A 16,829-nucleotide genomic window follows, 5' to 3' on the forward strand; every position below is an offset into this window, starting at 1 on the left:
TGTAGTCAGTTGTGCAGGGGCGGGTTTTACCAACCGATATAAGTTTATATAAACCCGCCCCCCGCCAGCGAATGGTGAATCGCCGCAAACCGATTAACTCTGGTCAAAAGTGACTCATTGTCTGCGCCTGACACACCCGACAACCCTCCGCCTGGGAATCGTGCTAAAGGCGCAAAACGATTAACTCTGGTCAAAATTGACTCATTGTCTGCGCCTGACACACCCGACAACTAATAAATTATGATGCAAGTTTGGGGAACGCTAATTATATTCATCGTCTGTCCTCTACTGGGGGGACTACCTTTAATTGCGTGGATTACCTTTGCACTGACAAGGCGCAATCTCGCCAGAATTGGTACGGGTAATATTGGCGTTCAAGCAGCTTTCTACCACGGGGGAACCCTTGCTGGTATCCTCGCTGTCTTGTCGGAGGCGTTTAAAGGAATTGCAGCGGTATTGCTGGCGCGGTTTTTTTTTCCTAACAACCCAACTTGGGAATTAATTGCTTTAATTGCCTTGGTAATGGGGCGATATTGGATGGGAAAAGGTGCGGGAACGACTAACGTTGTTTGGGGTTATATTGTTCACGATTGGAAGGTGGCGTTGTTGGTATTTTTGATTGGGGGAATTGGTTTTACAATTGTACGCGATCGCCAGTCGGGACGCCTGTGGATTTTAATTTTATGTCCCCTAATTTTGGCAATGCTGTATCCCAGGGAAGTCGAGCGCATTGTAGTTGCGCTCGCTCTCAGTATTCTACTAGGTTGGATCTACCAAAAAATCCCCGACGATCTCGATCTTCCCACCGCAGAAAGTCAACCCAATTCCCAAGCAGTATTTCGCTTTTTTCGAGGCGATAAAGCCATGATTTCCCTACAACAACCCTTAGATGCTGTTAAAGTCGGACAAAAAGCTGCTACTTTATCCCAACTCAAACGTTGGGGTTATCCCGTCCCCCCCGGATGGGTATTACCCCCAGGAGATGACCCCCAACCTTTGATAGAATCCCTTCAACTTTCCCCACAAGCACCCCTAGTAGTTCGTTCTTCAGCAATTGGAGAAGACTCGCAACAAGCTTCTGCTGCTGGACAATATCAAACTATCTTAAACGTGACTAGCAAAGCAGCATTGCAACAGGCAATTAATCAATGTCAAACTTCTTATAATGCACCCGCTGCTGTTGAATATCGCCAACAACTCAATGTCCCCGAAGCAGCAATGGCGGTACTGATTCAAGCACAAGTCCAAGGCGCTTTTTCCGGCGTTGCTTTTAGTCGCGATCCAATTATCCAATATGGCGATGCTGTCGTTATTGAAGCATTACCCGGATCTGCTTCTATTGTAGTTTCCGGACAAGTAACACCAGAAAATTATCGCGTAGTTGTTAGCGATGCCGATATCGTTTCTTCCAGTTGGGTATTACCCGATAATCTCAATTTACAAATCGAAGGAGAAGGGGAAATCCCGCTAGGACTAATTCGGCAAGTCGCTTACTTAGCACGCCACTTAGAAGCGCGCTATCACGGCATTCCCCAAGATATTGAATGGAGTTACGATGGTCAAACGCTTTGGTTGTTACAATCGCGTCCTATTACTAATTTATCGCCTATTTGGACGCGAAAAATCGCCGCAGAAGTCATTCCAGGATTAATTCGTCCCCTCACTTGGTCGATAAATCGTCCGCTAACTTGTGGCGTTTGGGGAGAACTTTTTACCTTAGTTTTGGGTAAGCGCGCGCGGGGTTTAGATTTTAATGAAACCGCGACGCTGCACTATTCCCGCGCCTATTTTAATGCCTCGTTATTGGGGCAAATCTTCCGCCGTATGGGACTACCGCCGGAAAGTTTGGAGTTTTTGACTAGAGGGGCTAAATTTAGCAAACCTCCCCTGCTTTCTACATTGCAAAACCTACCTGGATTACTCCGCCTCCTGCAACGGGAAATAAGTTTGCCAAAAGACTTCCAGCAGGATTATAAAAAGTACTTTGCTCCCGGTTTAGCCGAGTTGAAATCCCCATCCGTTGCTAATAATGCCAACTCGCTGCTAGAGCGAATTGATTTAATTTTAGAATTCCTCAAAAAAACAACTTATTATAGCATTTTGTCGCCCCTAAGTTTAGCACTGCGGCAAGGAATTTTAAAGGTAAATGATAACGAACTCGATGCCAAAGAAATGCCGGAATTAGCAGCATTGCGAGAACTGCAAGAACTCGCCGCAACTGTCGGGAATATACTACCCAATTTGGATCAGGGGAGTAGAGGGGAATCTCAAATGCTCTCAAGTAATGTTTTATTGGTGTTAGATGAAACTCCAGAGGGGAAGTCAGTTTTAGAGCAATTTGACCGATTTATGGAACGGTATGGTTATCTCAGCGAAGTCGGAACAGATATTGCCGTTCCTACTTGGAAAGAAGATCCGAGTCCAGTTCGAGAATTGTTCGCGCAATTTATTTTCAATCCTCCACCAATTTCTCCACCCCCCGCACGCCAAAGTAGTAAAGCTAAATCTATCCAAAAACGCCTCAATCTTAAAGGAAGAGTTACGAGCATTTACAGCCAATTGTTGGCAGAATTGCGATGGTCTTTTGTAGCAATAGAAAAACTTTGGTTACAGTCGGGATTGCTATCGGAACCAGGGGATATTTTCTTCTTGGAATTCTCTGAAATTCGCCGGATTGTAGAAGCGAACGATCGCGCTTTAATTGAACGCTTACCTGGGTTGATTAGAGCTAGGCGATCGCAACTAGAACAAGATAGGCAACTCACAACCGTACCCTTTGTATTTTACGGCAACGAACCGCCACCGCCCTCGAATGTAAGCGATCGCACATCCACCCAACAACTGCAAGGAATTGGCGCCAGTCCAGGAATTGCAGAAGGTAGAGTCAAAATCCTGCACAATTGGCAAACCTTTCCCGCAATTGACCGCGATGCTATTATTGTCGTCCCTTATACCGACTCCGGTTGGGCACCCCTGTTAGCCCGTGCCGGTGGGTTAATTGCAGAAGTTGGTGGGCGCTTATCTCACGGTGCGATCGTCGCCCGCGAGTACGGCATTCCCGCAGTAATGGATGTATCCAATGCTACTCGTATCTTACTAGAAGGTCAGCGCGTGCGAATTGACGGATCTAGGGGAACGGTGGAAATATTATAAGTGCCGAGGCAGAACCTCTAACCAATCGTTTCCAGGTTGAACCTGGGAACGAATTATTATATGATGTCCGGCAAATAGCCCTTAATTAAATCTCGACCCGTCTCCCCGTCTCCCCCTCTGGGCGTCAGTCCTAACTATGGGTATTGAGACGGAAACGATATTATAGATTCCACCTCATTCCCAGGAGCAACCTGGGAATGAATTTGAGAGGATCCGCCTCATTTAAAAATTAATGTTCAAAACGTGATGTTGATAAATTTCTGGCAAGCGTTTTAAAACTAATTGCTTACCCTTTATATTACTTGCTTGAATTGTCCATTCTAATAATTCCAAACTTAGAGATTCAAGTGCTGGAATAGAAACGCGAGCATAGCTCAAATGCCACGGTTCCGGGTACATTCCGCCGCGATACTCACGGTAAGGACGGAAAAAACCAAAGCGTTCCATATTTTCATTCAGCCAACAATGTAGCTGATAAAATACCCCTCCTGGTTCAACTTCTTGAGGTAACAATTGAACTTGATAATCTTGAGGAATCGCACCAGCATCAATTACATCAATTTCAGTACCCCAATGATGACGACTAGCTCCGGGTAAGGCAGACCAATTCAGAATCGCATCGATAATTTCCGATTCAGATAAAACCGAGTAATTTCTGGGAAAGCCGTGCATATCATACAACGGCTTTTCACCTGAAAATTTTTTATTCCAAATGCGTAATTGGGTTTTAAAGTCGCGAAAAGAACTAAATGGAGTAATCAAAATTCCGGCTTTTTTAGCAGCTTGAACCATGGCAAAAAATGGTTCAACCACTTCAGGATGAACGGCGAATCTTGGATTTTCTATTTGTATAATATGCGTTCTGGCTCGACCCGTTAATTCTAAAGCATTCATAAGGTGGAACTGGTGCGTCGCGTTGTTTGAGCAGGTGTTGGAAATAACGGGCGGTGTGGGGCGATCGCTCTTCCACGGAACAGGGTACAAAGAAATATATCCGCGTCACTTGGCGATCGCGCTCATCCACCCGCACCACCTACTATTTGTTAGGTTAGATTGTCAGGGTTGATGCCTTGACTTCGCAAATACTCCGCCAATCTTTCCGCCCGTTGACGTTCTTGTTCCGCCCGTTGACGTTCCTGTTCCGCCCGTTGACGTTCTTGTTCCACCCGCTGACGTTCTTGTTCAATTTGCTCTACTGCCCAAGGTAGCAGATTCCCCGCTTCATCCCACCACCGCAACCAATAACCCTGACGTTGTTCCTTTTCTCCCCGCCAGACGCCTAAAAATAACTTCAGATCCGTCATCCAATGGCGTCCATCAGCATCGGGCAATTCTAATTCGTACCGTCCATCTTGCAACCGATACAGTTCTAAAAGTCCCGTATCGGGTGCAAAAATAGCGTAGGTCGGTACTTGCAGAATGCGTTCGTAAAAAAACCACTTTCCAGGGGGAAAGGTGCGCTTAACCGAATATTCCTCGCCGTCGATGTCTGAAAGAAATTCCATCACGATGGTGGGGAGATCGCCTTCTAAATTGGGCGTATAGCTTTTGCGGTCTTTTCTTTGCTCCAAAGGCAGCACCGCAGCCACATAAACCCAATCTGGTGCTTTAATGACTAAATCGCCGTTCACAGTGGCACAGAGGCCAAAATTAGAGGCAATTAGCATTTCTGGTTTAATCAAACCTGCCAGTTCCAAACTTTCGCGCAATGCCCCAGCAATCAGCGGTTGACCCGTATTTTCCACAGGCTTTTCTTCTAATTTAAAGTCATCGGGCAACTTTTCCCATGTGATAGTCAGCGTTGCCGTTTGACGAACGGAATTCTCTTGAGTCGTGACCATAACCGACTATCTCAATTGGAGTGGATCGATCGTAACTCTATTGCCGTTCCTCGTTGAGCGCGTGTTGTTTCAATTCTTTGAGGGAAACAACTTCTAAAGCTCTAGCATGGGTAGCAGAGAGGACTACAGGGGGTGCGATGCCAGCTTCCATCGCTTCTTGCCAGCGTTGGGCGCATAAACACCAGCGATCGCCTGGTTTTAACCCTGGAAATTGATAAGCTGGTACGGGGGTGCTGAGGTCATTTCCCTGCAATTTGGTAAACTCCAGGAATTCTACCGTCACTTGGGCGCAGACAACGTGGGAACCATAATCCTGCCCCCCCGTGCGACAAAACCCGTCGCGGTAATATCCCGTCATGGGAGAAGTGCAGCAAAGCTCTAGTTTCGTACCGAGTACGTTTTTAGCGTCTGTCATAATTAGCTATTAGGGAGGATTTTGCCATCTTTCCCCATCTTAAATGGACACTTGACTCGAACCAGTGACCCCTACGATATCAATCCGGCGCCAGCGGAATCGATATAAGACGCGACGGACTGTTTTAGGTAAATCAGCCTACCAGCTAGACAGAGAGCATATCAGAAGCTATTTAACACTTAGGTCAGATTTAGGTCAATTTCTGAGGTCAGATGCCTGTAGTAAGCTGCTACGCACCTAATTTGAGAGTCAAATTTTCCCTTCTTCTTGTGGGGTGGGCATCTTGCCCGCCTCTTTATTGGATTTAAATGCGTAGCAGCTTAACAGGTTTAAATACAAACTGTAGATTTAAACAATAAGGCTGAAACCCTTGCTCTTCATGGATTTCAGCCTGATTAATCAAAATGGGCGTAACTGGACTCGAACCAGTGACCTCTACGATGTCAACGTAGCGCTCTAACCAACTGAGCTATACGCCCGTCCGCAGCTTTATAAGCATAGCACGGATTTTCCTTAAATTGCAAATCCCATTTTTTTTAAGCAAATGCCGAATCACCAAAATCTGGCGGTATATCCTGCAAACGTCCAGAACCCACGGCCTGTATGGCTTCTTTCAGCGAAACATCCCCCGTGTAAAGGGCGCGTCCGACAATAACGCCGTTGACACCAATTGGTTCCAAACTTAGCAGACTCAGGAGATCGGTAAGAGAACTGACGCCGCCGGAGGCGATGACGGGGATGGCGATGCTTTCTGCCAGTTCTCGCAATGCCTGTAGGTTTGGCCCTGAGAGCGTCCCATCGCGGTGGATATCGGTATAAATAATTGCCGCTGCACCTAGTTGTGCCATTTGGTGTGCCAAATCGGTTGCGGCAACTGAGGAAGTTTCTAACCAACCATCGGTGGCGACTTTGCCGTTGCGGGCGTCGATGCCTACGACGATTTTACCGCCAAATTCGCCGCACAAGTCGGCGACTAGCTGGGGTTGTTTGACGGCGATAGTGCCTAAAATTACACGTCCGACGCCTAAGTTTAACAGTTGGGCGACACTGGTGCGATCGCGCAGTCCCCCACCGACTTGTATTGGTACCGATACCGCCTGCACAATTGCTTCAATTGCTTGCAAGTTCGCTGGTTTGCCCGCCTTCGCACCATCTAAATCTACCACGTGCAGCCGCGTTGCCCCCTGGTCTACCCACTGTTGCGCCACCGCTGCTGGGTTTTCGTCAAAGACTTGCGACTGGGAATAGTCACCCTGATACAGTCGCACGCATTTACCTTGTAATAAATCAATTGCTGGGATAACTTCCATTTAGAAACTAATTCCCCATTTTCACTCAACAATAAAGAACCCTGATTTGCCTTAGCTAAATTGGGTTCTTCTTTATTGAAGCAGTTAATGACGCTGCTCAAAGAGATTAGGCTGCGGTTTTTCTTATTCTAACAATCCCCAGGGACCTTCTCTTCGGCGATGCACCAAACAACGATTCGAGATAGCGAGGTTTTAGAGTATAGTTCCACAGGCGTAATTTTACCATCACTCTCGCGAATGTAAAGGCTAGTTCGACTGCGTGAACGGTATTTTCCAATTGGAAAACATCATCGCCATGAGTGCGTTCGCCTTTGTGGTGTTTTAGCAAACCTACTAGATTTTTTGTTGTGCCTTTTAAGCGGCTGAAATAGGAGTCAGCAAACGCCCAGCGGGTGAACCCCCAGAATTTGGCTAGGTGGTTTACTTCGTCTTGCAATGGTTGAGCGATCGCTTGCTGCAATTCTCCTGTCGAATGCGCCATTAACCACAGGTATACAGATGTAGCACTCCACTCGGTTGCAATGCGACTCAGCGCATGTTTGTAAACATCTTGCCGCAGATTGCCTGTAGAATGATATCCTTGAACCGAGTTTGGTTTCGGCTTAATTTTTTCCCCGGTTAATTGCTGATAAATTTTGGCAAAAGTCGGACAGTGTTGCCGTTCTTCTTTTTCCCATATACCCACTTCTATGGTTTTCCCATCTCTGGCAAATTGCCCACCCATAAACCGCGCCATTTGAGGATGAATTGCTTGTAAATAATCCCAGCTTTCTTTAGCATAAGCTCGAATCGGGGCTTCGACTTCAGCCGCACCAGCTAGGACTTTCAGAAATAATTCTGGGTCGATCCCAATAATTTGATTGCGGTTGATGGCATGCCAATTAATTGGTTCCCAAATCCGCTGATGGGGAGTTTCAAATTGCCTGGGCAGATCGGCTAGGCGATCGCTCAAAATTTCGCTGGAAAAATAGCGCTTAATCAGACGATTAATCCTGGCTCGCGTCTGCAAATAATGGGGATGAGGATATTGATATCCAGCCAAATCAATTGGGTAAGAAATTTGCCCTGAATTCCTCATATTTCCTCCTGAATTACTAGAAGTGAGTTTAAAAGCCTAATAGACCAATTGTTGCACCGTCACACCAGCAGTCATGATTGAGAGCAATCTCTCGCTTATCTGTTGGTCTTGTTCTATCCCGCTTCGGAATAAATTCAGTATGTCAGGAGGAACTAGAAGATTGAGAAAATATTGTGCCAGTTTTTTCTAGTGGACTCACCCTTTAGGGTGACTTAGCTTGACTCTAAGATTCGATAGCGCTTTTGTAGGCACGTCGAGACCAGAACCCGGATTTCGACCTAGATTTCTAGTTTCCCATTTCATAGAAACTTTGGTGTTTGCGTAAGTCCTGTTTTAGTCAATCCGATGAATCGAACCATCTGGCATTATAGCGCCCCTTAGATCGGTACTTGCCAGGTTAGCATCTCTCAAATCTGCATTGGTGAGGTTGGCATTTTTCAAATACGATCCTCGCAAATCGGCTCCCCTCAAATCTGCACCTGTCAGGTCGGCATTTGTTAAATCCAAACTCCGCAAGTCTGCTCCTCTAAAATTTGCCCCTTTCAGATCGCATCCAACGCATTTACCCATTTGCTGCAATTCCCGGACAGTTATACTGGAATTCCCTATGGTTGAATCGTTTAATATTCTGTCACCTATGATGAAAATTGTACCACATGCGGCGACTAATCCCAGATTAATTAACAAAATTTTTTTGGTTTTAGGAGAGAGCCTTCCTAATGTTGTACTTGGGGCAAGAATATCGATGGATTGAAGGGCAGTCAAGGCAGTAGCGGCATTGGGGTAGCGATGTTTGAAGTTAGGTGCGACCATTTTTTCCAACCAGGCGATAAACTGCGGATTCAGTTTTGGCATTAACGGCTGGAAATTGATGCGACAATTTTCATCAATCAAGTTGCCAATCTCAGTTGATTTTGTCTTGGTCAGCAAACAAATCAACGTCGCCCCCAAACTATACAAATCAGAAGCTTCTGTCAGCGGGCGATTAAACATCTGTTCGGGTGGCATGAATCCCAACGTACCTTTAACCGCACTGGTAGCAGCGACTTCCTCACCTTCTATGCGAGCCAACCCAAAATCTACCAGATAAACTTTGAGGGATTCTGCGCGGTCAACTAGGATATTTTCCGGCTTAATATCTCGATGAATAACTGGAGGGTTTTGCTGTTGTAGATACACTAAAATCTCTAAAACAGCTAGGGCAATTTGCTTGATTTCTTGGGGTGTAAAAGATTCTGGCTGAGCGAGGGAAGCCGCTGGTTTATACTCTTGTACCAAACAAAACCCATCGGTTGTTTCAAAGGAATTGAGGTACTTAGGAATGCTGGGGTGATTGAGCTGTTGCAGCAGTTCAATTTCTCGCTCATGTGCGTGATAATCTGACCAAGTGGCTCCAACTCTGGCAAACTGAAATTGTTTAACTATGACAGGGGTTGCAGTCTTGGTATTAGTTGCTAGGTAGGTGACTCGTCCTCCACTTTTGTTGTGTCCCAGTTCCCGCTCTATTTGATAGCCGAATTTAGCACAATCGGGATGGGATGTAATGTTGTGGCTATCGCTTCTATCCATCATTAGTTTGCTCCTTCTTTTTTCTGAGGGTTTATCCCCGTGCCTTTTTCAAGGACTTACTCTTTTGAACCAACCTAATAAACTCGGCTCTGTAGCCATCTAAATCGGTTCCCTGGGATTGACTCGCCAAGCTTAAAACATCATCAAAATTAGCATTACCCTTGAATTGAGACTCCCTCAACACCATGCCAAACTCTGCCACAGCGGCTGAAAATTTAAAGTTTGTCGAAGCATCTTTTAGCTGAATTCCCCGGTCAATTAATGGAACGGTCAGCAATTTAGAAGTTTCTTGTTTGGGTTCCTTATACCGCAATTTTACCTGCATCAACTCGTTACTCCCAGCAGCCACAGACTTAACATTGTTTTGCTGATATTTCAAAGGGTCAACATTAGCAAGCGGCACATTGCTTTTAACCCCTGCCGGAATAATTTCGTAGAGGGCTGTCACCGAATGTCCTGCCCCTAGTTCTCCGGCATCTTTTTTATCATCGTTGAAGTCTTGGTTTTGCAGCAGTCGGTTTTCATAACCGATTAAACGGTATGCTTGGACTTTAGCTGGATTAAATTCTACTTGAATTTTGACATCTTTGGCAATCGTCAGCAAAGTTGCGCCTATTTCTTTGACCAAAACTTTCCTAGCTTCTAGCAGGTTATCGATGTAAGCATAATTCCCATTTCCTTTATTGGCTATTTGCTCTAGCTTGGCATCTTGTAAATTTCCCATCCCAAACCCAAGGACGGTTAGGAAAACACCTTGTTTGCGCTTTTCTTCAATCAAGCGTACCAATTCTGCATCGCTGGATACTCCGACGTTAAAATCTCCGTCTGTTGCCATAATTACGCGGTTATTGCCCGATGGAATCAAGTTGTCTTTGGCAATTTTATAGGCGAGTTGAATGCCTTGTCCCCCGGCGGTAGAACCACCTGCTTCCAGGTTTTCAATCGCGTCTAATATTTTGTCTTTTTGGTTAGCAGGCGTGGAAGGTAAAACTACGCCTGCATTCCCAGCATAAACAACAATACTCACGCGGTCGTTGGGTCTTAACTCGTTCACGAGCAACCGCAAAGATTGTTTAACCAGCGGTAATTTATTCGAGTCTTGCATTGAACCCGAAACATCCAACAAAAACACCAGATTGCTGGGCGGCAGATTTTCAGTAGACAGGCGTTTTCCCTGCAAACCAATTTGCACTAATTTGTGGGCGGGGTTCCAAGGAGCTTGTGAGATTTCTGTCGTAATCGAGAATGGATTAGCACCCGTTGGCTGGGGATATTCATACTTAAAATAATTAATCATTTCCTCAAGGCGGACTGCATCTTTCGGTGGCAATTGCCCCTCGTTGATGAAGCGTCGGACGTTGCTGTAAGCGGCGGTATCGACATCGATGGAAAAAGTGGAAAGGGGACTGTTGCTTACCCTGACAAAAGGATTTTCTGCAACGGGATTGTATCCCTCGCGATTATAGTTTTGTTCAGCTTGAGACTCTTGGGGGGAGGGAAGGTTAGTATTTTGTTGCGAGAGTCGCTCGTTACCGGGTATTCTCCTAACATTGGGTGCTGGTGTAGCAGCTGGTGGCGGTGGTTGCTTTGCAGCTGGTACCGTAGCAGCTGGAGATGCAGGGACAGGTTGTTCGAGTTGTGCAGATTGTTGAGCGCCGCAACCAACCGTCATCTGTGCCAGAATCGCAGCAAGTCCTAAAATAGCGATTGCTCTATAGCAGTACTTCATACTTCCCTCTTTAGCTTGACTAGCCTTCTTTGGATAAAAAAGCGTAACTGATGTACCTTGACTTTTCAGTTTTACTCTTAGATCTGGCTTTTGATTCGCTGGTTACAAAAACTGTAACGCCAGTCATTATCACTAGCAGGACTTACGCAAAGAAACCGGGTTTCTAGGATCGTTGGCGTCTCTGTCTGTAGGGTGCGTTAACGCAGTATAACGCACCATCTCCACCATATCTGGAGTTGCTGCGTAAGTCCTGTAAACTCGAGGAGCTGTAGGGAACATTCTAAATTTTTTGAAAACAAATTAAACGTTATCTATGTTCTGAAAATAAATTGCAGGCTTTCGGGGCACGGCATCTACAATTTTTGGGGAGAAATCAAACGTTATCTATGTTCCCTACTCCCAGGGGTACGGCATCTACAATTTTTGCAACGTTATCTATGCCGTGCCGCTACAGGGGTACGGCATCTACAATTTTTGAAATTGCAGGCTTTCGGGGCACGGCATCGACAATTTTTGGGGAAAATCAAACGTTATCTATGTTCCCTACTCCCAGGGGTACGGCATCTACAATTTTTGAAACGTTATCTATGTTCCCTACTCCCAGGGGCACGGCATCTAAAATTTTTGGGGAGAAATCAAATGTTATCTATGTTCTGAAAATAAATTGCCGGCTTTCGGGGCACGGCCTTCTACAATTTTTGGGGAGAAATCAAACGTTATCTATGTTCCCTACTCCAATATCTGATCCCCCGTACCCCCCTTAACAAGGGGGGTACGGGGGGATCTAAAATTCCGGGGGTGGAAGTTCTGACAAGATTGTAAAGCGGATGTGATTGATCGCTAAATCTCCAATGGAAACTTCTTCCTTATTCACTGGCTTTCCTTGTACTTTCAAAATGGCGAATGGAATGGCTTTGCCAATTTCAATGTGATACCAAGACAAACCCATAAAAAAGCGGGTGGGGTAGGGGCCATTATCAACAATATCATCGGGATTTGATTCGATTGGCAACCAACCCATTCCTGGCACATAGAATTCCATCCAAACGTGATTGTAATCTGGATGCAAAGGAACGCGCTGATATTCGGCATATTTTGGACATTTATATCGACCGACGGTGCGGCTGGCAATGCCGTTTAGCCTAGATAAAGCGAGCAGGGCGCCCAAATATTCGCCGCAGGAACCAGTGCCTCGTTCTAAAGCTACATCTGGGGTGTCAATGTGCGGCTTAATGCTGTAGGAAAGCTTGTCATAAACATAGTTGCGAATTTTATAAATTTTCCGCAACAGATTGGTTTCAGTTCCAATTGATTCTTTCGCAGCACGACGGATAATATCGGTTTCCATTGCTAAGTTGTCGTTATCCGTCATATATCTTTCTTTAAATTCCGGCGATAGTGGGGGAAGATTTTCCAAATCGCGGGGGGTAAGACGATATTTAATACTGCGAACTTCTAACAGCGCCTTCCAGCCAAATAAATGCCGTTCGTCGGGTTTGAGGGAGTCAAATTTAAACAACGCTACCCGCTGTCCGTCTAGAATTTCTTCGGTAAAAGGGCGACCAATGGGAGAAACCGAAATTACTTTTTGTCGGTCTGTATCAGATGGTAGGGCGATGCGCCATTCTACGTCATCTAAATCGATCTGTTCGAGGGGTAAGAGTTCCTCGACGTAGGACATTTCTAGTAAATAGCCGTTGGAGAGAGCGTAGCGCTTTTCGGGATTGTAGTGGAAGTGGAGGGGGTGAATAAACGTGCGATCGCGATACTCTATTTCGTGGGATGGATCGGCATTCGGGTTATCCCGAATATAAGGCTCATCGCCCGCATAAGCTACGTAAAGAATATCTTGCCCGGTCCCGGCATCGGTGCGAAACGCTAACCCTGTAGGACACTCAAACGGCGTCAGGACGCTAAATTTAATTTCACCTGTAGCCCGCTCTAGACAATATACGGTTTGTTCGATATCATCCGAAACCCAGATTTCTTCCCCGCGCACCGTCAGATGTTCCACACCAATTCCAGGGGCGTAAAATTGGGTTATCTGTTGTCGGGTCTGGCGGTTATAAATAAAAATGTAGCCGGCTTTCTGACAGGAGACATAAACCGTAGATTCCCAAACTGCTACAGAGTCGGCGCTGTAAGGCAAAGTGACAAAATGCTCTAGCGGCGATGCACCCTGGGTCTTGAGTTGGTTCAAATTGCAGATAAAAACGCTCTCTTCCCGCGTCACCCACAGCGTATCTTCCCAAACAGCTAAACCTGTGGCTCCCTCAAAGTCTGCCACCTGATGGGGGTTCAAAATCGCCGTATCGTCGCTGGTTATATCAATTTGCAGTAAATACCCGCGCGCCGAGTCTACGGCAATTAGCATATCTCCCAAAAGGGCTAGGCCATGCAGAGCATAAGCTCCAAAGGGTCGGATCGTCCGTTGCCAGGGATTTTGTTTGGGAACAAGCGCAAGCGTATCGGAAATCATAAGATCGATGATGAGTTGGGAATAAACAATTTTCAACTGAACCGCAGGAACACAAACTCCAAATTAACTATCTTTTATGGTTGTTCATTTCTACCACAAGAAAGGTTTTATTATGACTCGGACAAAATTTCTTTCAGGTTTCCTCAAGCTTTCGGTGGGGGTATTGTTGGCGGTGGCTATCCCTTTCGGTGTGGAGTCAGTGCAAGCGCAGTCGCGCTTGCCCAGCGATCAAAGATTATCTCCTAATTGGGGAAACTACAGGCCACCTTCTAATCTTGACAAACCGGGGGAACGGGAAGGGGGCGGTTCCCGTGGTCCCTGTATTGCGGAAACATCTCCTACGATCCATAAAACCATTGCCTTGGTGCCGGTGAATGGCTTTGGCACGACTTTGGCGGCGCGTCCGACGTTTTTTGTTTACGTGCCTACTATCAACCCAGGGGAAACGCCCCAGATGCAGTTTGTGCTGACAACGGCAGACAACCGACTTGTTTACAGAACCACTTTCTCGACGATTCCCTCACCAGGTATTGTCAGCTTTAGCCTGCCCGATCGTGCCAATTCTCCCATCCTGGAGTTGGGCAAGACTTACAAGTGGACTGTTACTCTGGTATGCAATCCCAATGATGATGACCGTTCTGATAGTCAATTAGCCGCAGGTTCGATTCAACGGATTGCGCCTCCGTCGCGGATGGCGAGCGAGTTAGCGCGGACAACTTCCCTCCAGGACAAGGTTGCGGTTTATGCCAAGTATGGAATTTGGTACGATGCCCTGGGCGCGATTGCTTCCCTCCGTCGCACTGCTGATAACCCCGCGCTGCAAAATGACTGGCTAGCACTCCTAACCTCTGTAGAACTGCAAAAAATTGCCAATCAACCTCTAATTCAGCCTTTATCGGCAAGGGAAACCCAAAGCAGACCTGTTTCTCGCCCTTAGGAGCAACTATTTCCCTCTCGGTCTTGCCAGGGTGAATTTTTAATAACCGCCGGAAAATTGTTTAACATTCGGTAACAAGCACCACATAAAATGATATTTCGACGGCTTTAATTGCAGGTGCGGAAAGCTTGTGAAGTTATTTGTTTACCACACCCCCGAATTGACTCCCAGCGGTAGCGTACCCGATTGCGCGATCGCTGTAGATGTCCTGAGAGCGACTACAACAATGGCAACGGCGCTGGCATCTGGAGCCGAAGCGGTGCAAGTGTTTAGCGATATTGATAAACTCTTACAAGTCAGTGCAGCTTGGCCCGAAGCAAAGCGCATCAGGGCTGGAGAACGCGGCGGGGCGCCAGTCACAGGGTGCGATATGGGCAACTCTCCCCTCGATTGCACGCCGGAACGAGTCCTGGGACGGCGGTTATTTATCAGTACAACCAACGGGACTCGTACTTTACAGCGGGTGCAAGACGCGAAAGCCGTTCTGGCAGCCGCATTTGTCAATCGCCAAGCCGTAGTGAAGTATATTTTGGCACAGAACCCGGAAACAGTTTGGGTAGTAGGGTCGGGATGGGAAGGCAGTTTTTCCTTGGAAGATACCGCCTGTGCGGGAGCGATCGCTTGCGGAATGCTGGCAGAACTCGGCGCGGCACCGGAAGAAATTGCTGGTAACGATGAGGTGATTAGCGCGATCGCGCTGTATCACCAGTGGAAAGATAACCTATTGCAGCTAATGCACCACGCCAGTCACGGTCAGCGTCTCCTCCGCTTGCACTGCGATGAAGATTTAAAATATTGCGTGCAAACCGATCTGTTGGATGTCCTGCCGATACAGCACGAACCAGGTGTTTTAGTCAAGGGGCAGTAGCTATATTGCAGATTTTAGATTTCAGATTTTATTTCCATCTGAAATCTAAAATCTAAAATGTAAAATGTCTAATATAAAATTCCATCCCCTTGCCCCCTGCGCCATAATTCAAAATAAAAGTTAGCTCCATAGCACGGAATAATATGCCAAGAACTCAGCGCAACGACAATTTCATTGACAAAAGCTTCACGGTGATGGCAGACATGATCCTGAAGCTGATGCCCGCCAATAAGAAAGCCAAAGAAGCCTTCGTTTACTACCGCGATGGCATGTCCGCCCAGGCGGATGGCGAGTACGCCGAAGCCTTGGACAACTACTTTGAAGCCCTAACCCTGGAGGAAGACTCCAACGACCGCAGTTACATTCTTTACAACATCGGGCTGATTTACACCAGCAACGGCGAACACGAGAAGGCATTGGAATACTATTACCAAGCCATCGATCTCAATCCCCGCCTGCCCCAAGCTTTGAATAACATCGCCGTAATTTTTCATTACCAAGGAGACAAAGCCAAAGAAGCAGGGGAAAGCGAAGCTGCCGAAGCTTTATACGACAAAGCCGCCAAGTATTGGCAAGAAGCGATTCGCCTCGCCCCCAACAACTATATTGAAGCCCAAAACTGGCTGAAGACTACTGGGCGATCGCAAGTAGATGTGTTCTTTTAGGTAATGGGTAATGGCTAATGGCTAATGGCTAATGGCTAATAGAAAAAATTACCAATTACCAATTACCCATTACCCATTACCAATCACCAATTAGCCATTAGCAATTAGCAATTAGCAAATTTTATGATTGACCGCGACCAAGTCCGCAAAGTTGCAATACTAGCCCGTCTAGAATTAACCCCAGAGGAAGAGGAACAATTTACCACCCAGTTGGGGAGTATTTTGGAATATGTCGAGCAGCTGGGGGAGTTAGATGTCAGTAAAGTAGAACCCACAACAAGGGCAATTGATGTCAGCAACATCACGCGACAAGATCTACTGCGACCTTATCCCGATCGGGAAGCCATCCTAAACAACGCACCAGAAGGGGATGGCGACTTCTTCAAAGTGCCGCAAATCCTCAACGTCGAAGAGTGACTTTCAGTGGACAGTGGACAGTTGACAGTGGACAGCGAACAGTTGACAGCGAACAGTTGACAGTTAGCATATTTTTTCTGTAGGGTGCGTGACGTTGTGAGAATATTTCAACGTAGCAATGAGACTTGTAACGTCACGCACCAGCCAGCAATTGTGGCACGCAGCTTTAGTCCTGTTAGTTTACCGTCCTAGAAGTACGAGCCTTTATAGCAGTTTGCAATTTGGTGAAATACAGCCCTTGTGGCGCAAGTTTTTTTGGCGGGCCCCCGAACAGGGGCGGCCCCCAAACAAAAAATCCCCCCCCCACCACAAATAAAAAAAAAAAAAAAAAAAAGGAAAAATAAAAAAAAAAAAAATAACAAAGAAAA

General features: G+C 46.4%; 13 protein-coding genes and 1 tRNA gene. 5 read left to right on the top strand and 9 right to left on the bottom strand.

Translation table 11 applies throughout. The annotated features are described in order from the left end of the window. Positions 1 to 240 precede the first annotated feature (240 nt). The gene (locus ACE1CM_RS19520; protein ID WP_374879494.1) at positions 241 to 3,153 is read left to right on the top strand and encodes a glycerol-3-phosphate acyltransferase; all 2,913 of its coding nucleotides are present in this window, start codon (positions 241 to 243) and stop codon (positions 3,151 to 3,153) included. Positions 3,154 to 3,375: 222 nt separating this feature from the next. On the opposite strand, the gene ACE1CM_RS19525 is transcribed toward ACE1CM_RS19520, so the two are convergent. The 9 genes from ACE1CM_RS19525 to ACE1CM_RS19565 form a co-directional block, all read right to left on the bottom strand. Next, a complete protein-coding gene (locus tag ACE1CM_RS19525; RefSeq protein ID WP_374879496.1) occupies positions 3,376 to 4,047 on the bottom strand; it encodes a M15 family metallopeptidase in 672 nt (223 codons plus the stop codon). A gap of 149 nt (positions 4,048 to 4,196) precedes the next feature. Next, positions 4,197 to 4,994, bottom strand: coding sequence for a Uma2 family endonuclease (locus tag ACE1CM_RS19530; RefSeq protein WP_374879498.1), 798 nt, complete (start codon positions 4,992 to 4,994; stop codon positions 4,197 to 4,199). A gap of 37 nt (positions 4,995 to 5,031) precedes the next feature. Beyond that, a complete protein-coding gene (locus tag ACE1CM_RS19535) occupies positions 5,032 to 5,409 on the bottom strand; it encodes a DUF2237 family protein (RefSeq protein WP_374879500.1) in 378 nt (125 codons plus the stop codon). A 405-nt stretch (positions 5,410 to 5,814) separates the two neighbouring features. Next, positions 5,815 to 5,888 (bottom strand) — tRNA-Val (locus tag ACE1CM_RS19540). Positions 5,889 to 5,945: 57 nt separating this feature from the next. Next, on the bottom strand, positions 5,946 to 6,719 hold the full coding sequence (gene hisA, locus ACE1CM_RS19545) for a 1-(5-phosphoribosyl)-5-[(5-phosphoribosylamino)methylideneamino]imidazole-4-carboxamide isomerase (protein WP_374879502.1): 774 nt from the start codon (positions 6,717 to 6,719) through the stop codon (positions 5,946 to 5,948). Positions 6,720 to 6,825: 106 nt separating this feature from the next. Next, positions 6,826 to 7,797 carry a hypothetical protein gene (locus ACE1CM_RS19550; RefSeq protein ID WP_374879504.1) on the bottom strand — a complete coding sequence of 324 codons (972 nt, stop codon included), beginning with the start codon at positions 7,795 to 7,797 and terminating at the stop codon, positions 6,826 to 6,828. A gap of 333 nt (positions 7,798 to 8,130) precedes the next feature. Further along, complete coding sequence (locus tag ACE1CM_RS19555) at positions 8,131 to 9,369, bottom strand: protein kinase (RefSeq protein WP_374879506.1); 1,239 nt, start codon at positions 9,367 to 9,369, stop codon at positions 8,131 to 8,133. Between the two features lie 28 nt (positions 9,370 to 9,397). After that, positions 9,398 to 11,095: a von Willebrand factor type A domain-containing protein gene (locus tag ACE1CM_RS19560; RefSeq protein ID WP_374879508.1), complete on the bottom strand. Its 1,698-nt coding sequence runs from the start codon at positions 11,093 to 11,095 to the stop codon at positions 9,398 to 9,400. A gap of 784 nt (positions 11,096 to 11,879) precedes the next feature. Further along, entirely contained in the window at positions 11,880 to 13,574 is a 1,695-nt protein-coding gene (locus ACE1CM_RS19565) for a transglutaminase domain-containing protein (RefSeq protein ID WP_374879510.1), read from the bottom strand. 112 nt (positions 13,575 to 13,686) lie between these two features. On the opposite strand from ACE1CM_RS19565, the gene ACE1CM_RS19570 reads away from it, so the two are divergent. The 4 genes from ACE1CM_RS19570 to gatC all read left to right on the top strand — a co-directional run bounded on the left by ACE1CM_RS19570 (position 13,687) and on the right by gatC (position 16,461). After that, positions 13,687 to 14,511 (top strand): DUF928 domain-containing protein, encoded by an 825-nt coding sequence (locus ACE1CM_RS19570; protein WP_374879512.1) that lies wholly within the window; start codon positions 13,687 to 13,689, stop codon positions 14,509 to 14,511. Positions 14,512 to 14,641: 130 nt separating this feature from the next. Continuing rightward, positions 14,642 to 15,379 carry a 2-phosphosulfolactate phosphatase family protein gene (locus ACE1CM_RS19575; protein ID WP_374879514.1) on the top strand — a complete coding sequence of 246 codons (738 nt, stop codon included), beginning with the start codon at positions 14,642 to 14,644 and terminating at the stop codon, positions 15,377 to 15,379. A gap of 143 nt (positions 15,380 to 15,522) precedes the next feature. Further along, positions 15,523 to 16,044: a photosystem I assembly protein Ycf3 gene (locus ACE1CM_RS19580; protein ID WP_374879516.1), complete on the top strand. Its 522-nt coding sequence runs from the start codon at positions 15,523 to 15,525 to the stop codon at positions 16,042 to 16,044. Positions 16,045 to 16,167: 123 nt separating this feature from the next. Then, the gene (gene gatC / locus ACE1CM_RS19585) at positions 16,168 to 16,461 is read left to right on the top strand and encodes an Asp-tRNA(Asn)/Glu-tRNA(Gln) amidotransferase subunit GatC (RefSeq protein ID WP_374879518.1); all 294 of its coding nucleotides are present in this window, start codon (positions 16,168 to 16,170) and stop codon (positions 16,459 to 16,461) included. Positions 16,462 to 16,829: the final 368 nt, after the last annotated feature.

This window comes from Microseira sp. BLCC-F43 (assembly GCF_041929235.1).
Classification (GTDB): Bacteria; Cyanobacteriota; Cyanobacteriia; order Cyanobacteriales; family Aerosakkonemataceae; genus Microseira.

Bases quoted from the DNA above. Each gene is read 5' to 3' on its own strand.
- ACE1CM_RS19520 (WP_374879494.1), top strand. From the start codon at position 241: ATGATGCAAGTTTGGGGAACGCTAATTATATTCATCGTCTGTCCTCTA.
- ACE1CM_RS19525 (WP_374879496.1), bottom strand. From the start codon at position 4,047: ATGAATGCTTTAGAATTAACGGGTCGAGCCAGAACGCATATTATACAA.
- ACE1CM_RS19530 (WP_374879498.1), bottom strand. From the start codon at position 4,994: ATGGTCACGACTCAAGAGAATTCCGTTCGTCAAACGGCAACGCTGACT.
- ACE1CM_RS19535 (WP_374879500.1), bottom strand. From the start codon at position 5,409: ATGACAGACGCTAAAAACGTACTCGGTACGAAACTAGAGCTTTGCTGC.
- hisA (WP_374879502.1), bottom strand. From the start codon at position 6,719: ATGGAAGTTATCCCAGCAATTGATTTATTACAAGGTAAATGCGTGCGA.
- ACE1CM_RS19550 (WP_374879504.1), bottom strand. From the start codon at position 7,797: ATGAGGAATTCAGGGCAAATTTCTTACCCAATTGATTTGGCTGGATAT.
- ACE1CM_RS19555 (WP_374879506.1), bottom strand. From the start codon at position 9,369: ATGATGGATAGAAGCGATAGCCACAACATTACATCCCATCCCGATTGT.
- ACE1CM_RS19560 (WP_374879508.1), bottom strand. From the start codon at position 11,095: ATGAAGTACTGCTATAGAGCAATCGCTATTTTAGGACTTGCTGCGATT.
- ACE1CM_RS19565 (WP_374879510.1), bottom strand. From the start codon at position 13,574: ATGATTTCCGATACGCTTGCGCTTGTTCCCAAACAAAATCCCTGGCAA.
- ACE1CM_RS19570 (WP_374879512.1), top strand. From the start codon at position 13,687: ATGACTCGGACAAAATTTCTTTCAGGTTTCCTCAAGCTTTCGGTGGGG.
- ACE1CM_RS19580 (WP_374879516.1), top strand. From the start codon at position 15,523: ATGCCAAGAACTCAGCGCAACGACAATTTCATTGACAAAAGCTTCACG.
- gatC (WP_374879518.1), top strand. From the start codon at position 16,168: ATGATTGACCGCGACCAAGTCCGCAAAGTTGCAATACTAGCCCGTCTA.